4 protein-coding genes are annotated in these 3,042 nt (G+C 70.4%); 3 read left to right on the top strand and 1 reads right to left on the bottom strand.

Going from position 1 to position 3,042, the window contains the following annotated elements:
• Positions 1-162 precede the first annotated feature (162 nt).
• Together ACRYM2_RS22980 and ACRYM2_RS22975 are read left to right on the top strand one after the other, a co-directional pair.
• A complete protein-coding gene (locus ACRYM2_RS22980) occupies positions 163-621 on the top strand; it encodes a hypothetical protein (protein ID WP_432525016.1) in 459 nt (152 codons plus the stop codon).
• Positions 622-778: 157 nt separating this feature from the next.
• Entirely contained in the window at positions 779-1,198 is a 420-nt protein-coding gene (locus ACRYM2_RS22975) for a hypothetical protein (RefSeq protein WP_432525015.1), read from the top strand.
• Between the two features lie 118 nt (positions 1,199-1,316).
• Here the strand turns inward: ACRYM2_RS22975 and ACRYM2_RS22970 are convergent, their stop codons facing one another.
• Positions 1,317-1,946, bottom strand: a complete 630-nt coding sequence (locus ACRYM2_RS22970) for a CG0192-related protein (RefSeq protein WP_432525014.1) — start codon at positions 1,944-1,946, stop codon at positions 1,317-1,319.
• Positions 1,947-2,137: 191 nt separating this feature from the next.
• Here ACRYM2_RS22970 and ACRYM2_RS22965 point away from each other — a divergent pair, with 191 nt between their 5' ends.
• Positions 2,138-2,722, top strand: coding sequence for a GNAT family N-acetyltransferase (locus ACRYM2_RS22965; protein WP_432525013.1), 585 nt, complete (start codon positions 2,138-2,140; stop codon positions 2,720-2,722).
• Positions 2,723-3,042: the final 320 nt, after the last annotated feature.

Below are 3,042 nucleotides of genomic sequence, written 5' to 3'. Positions count from 1 at the left end.
GGCACAGGACGTTTCACGTGCGTGCGCACCAGCAGCGAACGCCCGGTCATCCCGCGGTGCGGGACGTCACGGTCATGGCGCGGGCTGCGCGCAATCATGACCAGCCGAGACGTCCGCTCGTGTCGATGACCAAGCGGTCAGCCTGACCGGTAGAACAAGGTCATGGACGCTTCAGCGGGCACCTCAGCACGCATTCGGGACGACCCTCAGCAGTGGGCCAACGACGTCCACACCGCTCTGCTGCGCCAGCTCACCGACCCCGCCCGCCACCTGCCCGTCACCGGCGGCCAGGTCCAGGTGGTGCGGTCCTGGACCGACGTCCACAACGGGCACCCGGTGCTGCACGTGGTGTACCGCCACCCCTGGTGGGACTTCACCACCGGCCTACGCCGCCACCTCGACGAGGTCGAGGACTACCCCCTGAACCTGCCCACACCCGACGTCGACCCCGCGGTGGACCTCGCCGACGACATCGTGACCTCCGACATCGAGGAGCCCCTGGGCTCAGTCTCGGAGTCGATGGTCCCGGACGAGCACGGGGTGTGGTGGTGGGGCCACCCGCCCCTACCTGCCGACGAGCGGCGACGAGGACCTGCCCCAGGGACCGCTGGCCGGTCGTGACCTCGACGACTGCGCTGACGCACGGTCATCCCGCCTTCCGGGCGCGGCCACGGTCGTTAACGACGCCCGCGTGACGAGGCGGCCAGCCGACCCCGCTGGTGCGCACCGACACGACGAAAGCAGCCCTGCACCTGATCAGCGTCACTAGTCTTCCTTCATGAGACCGCTCACCCGACGAGGCTGGACTTTGCTCGCCCTGCTGACGGTGAGCACTCTCAGCGCCTGCTCCAGCGATCAACCTGCCCCCACCGACGCCGCAAAGGCATGGGACGTCGCCTTCAACGCCGCTGAAGCCGACGGAGCAGGACCTCTCATCGCTTCCGGCGCCGAAGGCTGGCAGAGCTCGGACGTCACGGTCGGTCCCCTCACCGCCGGCACCACCTACGGGGCCTTCGCCGCCTGCACCGGCGGCGGAAGCCTGGGACTGGACCTGGCTGGCACCGCGGTCACTGTCGACTGCGACGGGCAAGGACACCGCGTCGGGGACCTCGTCCCCACCACCGGCACCGCCACGTTCTCGGTCACCGAAGCCCACGACGGCCCCTCACAGTGGGGCGTGGCCGTCACCACCAGCTGAGCCGCCTCGGCTCACCCGCGCCCCGACGCCTCGAGCCCCGTGCGGCTCGCCTTACTGAGGGCATGACGCACCGCTCGGTCATCCCGCTGTCATGATCTGACCGCTTGCTGCCCTCTCATCAGGGGACGACCACGCTGGCCACCACGCAGGGGACCTCCTGACCGGGCCACGTGCCGCTCAGCGTGAGACCGGCCCCCGGCGCAGCGGCGACGTCGACCACCCGCGGCAAGGTGAGCCGGACGCCGGCGTCGATCGTCGTCGTGGTCCCGTCATGGCTGACCACCGGCGCCGTCAGAGCCGGGACGGCGGTCGAGGAGCCGCTGCCGCGCACGTGCGTCCTGGCCGGCTCCAGCACCAGCCCCTGATCGGTGGCGGCGTACAGGTCGGCCTCGCGGCCGCCGGTCATGATGGTGGCGACCAGGGCGCTGACGTGGACGGGGTCGTGGCAGCCGTCGTAGATCCAGCGATCGCCCAGCGTGGTGTGCGTCATCGTGGTGATCAGTGAGTCCTCGGCTCCTGCGCGGGGGGCGCTGCGGTAGGTCAGCGGTACCTGCAGCACCTGCCCGTCAGCGGTGGCCAGCAGGTGCGTCTCCACCCCCACCTCACCGTCGGGGTCGTCGAAGCGGTAGGACCCCAGCTTGATCAAGGTGCTGGCGTCGGCGCCGCCGATCCACGGCTGGTGCGGCACCCACGCCTGCAGCAGCTGCAGCTTGGTCGGCACGATCGTCGCGGGGTGGTGGACAGCCATCGGGCGATCTTGGCAGAAGGTGAGTCACCCCCGACTGCACTTTGCGATCATCCCGCGATACGGGCAGTCGTTAACGGCCGGCGACTTCACGGCCCTGACGATGACCAAGCGTTCCCGCACACAAAACACCCTCCTCGCCCGCCAGGCATCCAGGTGATCCAACAGCCCCGATCGGGGCAGGATGTCGTGCTGTGAGCAAGCTGCCCTGGCCCACCGAGCAACCGACCCTGCACGCCGACGGCATCAGGTTGCGACCGTGGCGAGCTGACGACGCCGACGCCGTCCATACCGCCTGCCAGGACCGCGACATCCAACGCTGGACGACCGTGCCGGTGCCCTACGGCCCCGACGCAGCCGACGCCCTCGTGCGTACCGTCGCCCCGCAGCAGTGGCAGGCGCACACCGGCGCGCTGTTCGCGGTGACCTCCACCGACAACTCCAGCGACCGAGACGGTGCGGACTCAGCCGACGCCGGGGTGCTCGCCTCCTGTGGCCTGGTCTGTGTCGATGCCGACGAGCGGGTGGCCGAGGTCGGCTACTGGGCCGCGCCGTGGGCTCGGGGCCGCGGGGTGATGCGCCGCGCGGTGCGCCTGCTCGCCGAATGGGCCACCACCGAGGGCGGGCTGGACCGGCTGGAGCTGTACGTGGACGTCGAGAACCACCCCTCCCGAGCCTTGGCCCGAGCCATCGGCGCCAGCGAAGAGGGAGTGCTGCGCAAGAAGGCGCTGCATCGCGGGGAACGCCGGGACATGGTCCTTTACGCGCTCCTCGCCTGAGCTGCTCCGGGCGACCGCCGCAGGTATTAGTCGCTGACCGTGCTTGACGCATCCGCTGGCTGACCGGTGGTGGCAGGTGCTCATGGTCATATCGCCTTCGACGTGGCCGTGCACCGCGCGGTCATCCCGCGGTGCGCGCAGAAGCATGATCATCTCGCGCGTCCGCGTCGTCGTCATAGCCCGGGCGCCTCGCCCCCCCAGTCCCCCACATGGGGCAGTCGCCGGCGAAGTCGCGGCCAGCAGAGCACCACAGCAGGCACAGTGACCCGCGTGTCACAGCCGCGCCGCGACTCCTCGACGCCCACCCCAGGAAGAGCCGA

The sequence above is a fragment of the Kineococcus aridisoli genome (assembly GCF_050871885.1).
GTDB lineage: Bacteria > Actinomycetota > Actinomycetes > Actinomycetales > Kineococcaceae > Kineococcus.
The sequence above is the reverse complement of the archived record's forward strand: the minus strand, read 5'-3'. Positions and strand labels throughout refer to the sequence as shown.

Excerpts from the sequence above, each read along its gene's own strand:
- ACRYM2_RS22970 (WP_432525014.1), bottom strand. The coding sequence starts at position 1,946 with ATGGCTGTCCACCACCCCGCGACGATCGTGCCGACCAAGCTGCAGCTG.
- ACRYM2_RS22980 (WP_432525016.1), top strand. The coding sequence starts at position 163 with ATGGACGCTTCAGCGGGCACCTCAGCACGCATTCGGGACGACCCTCAG.
- ACRYM2_RS22975 (WP_432525015.1), top strand. The coding sequence starts at position 779 with ATGAGACCGCTCACCCGACGAGGCTGGACTTTGCTCGCCCTGCTGACG.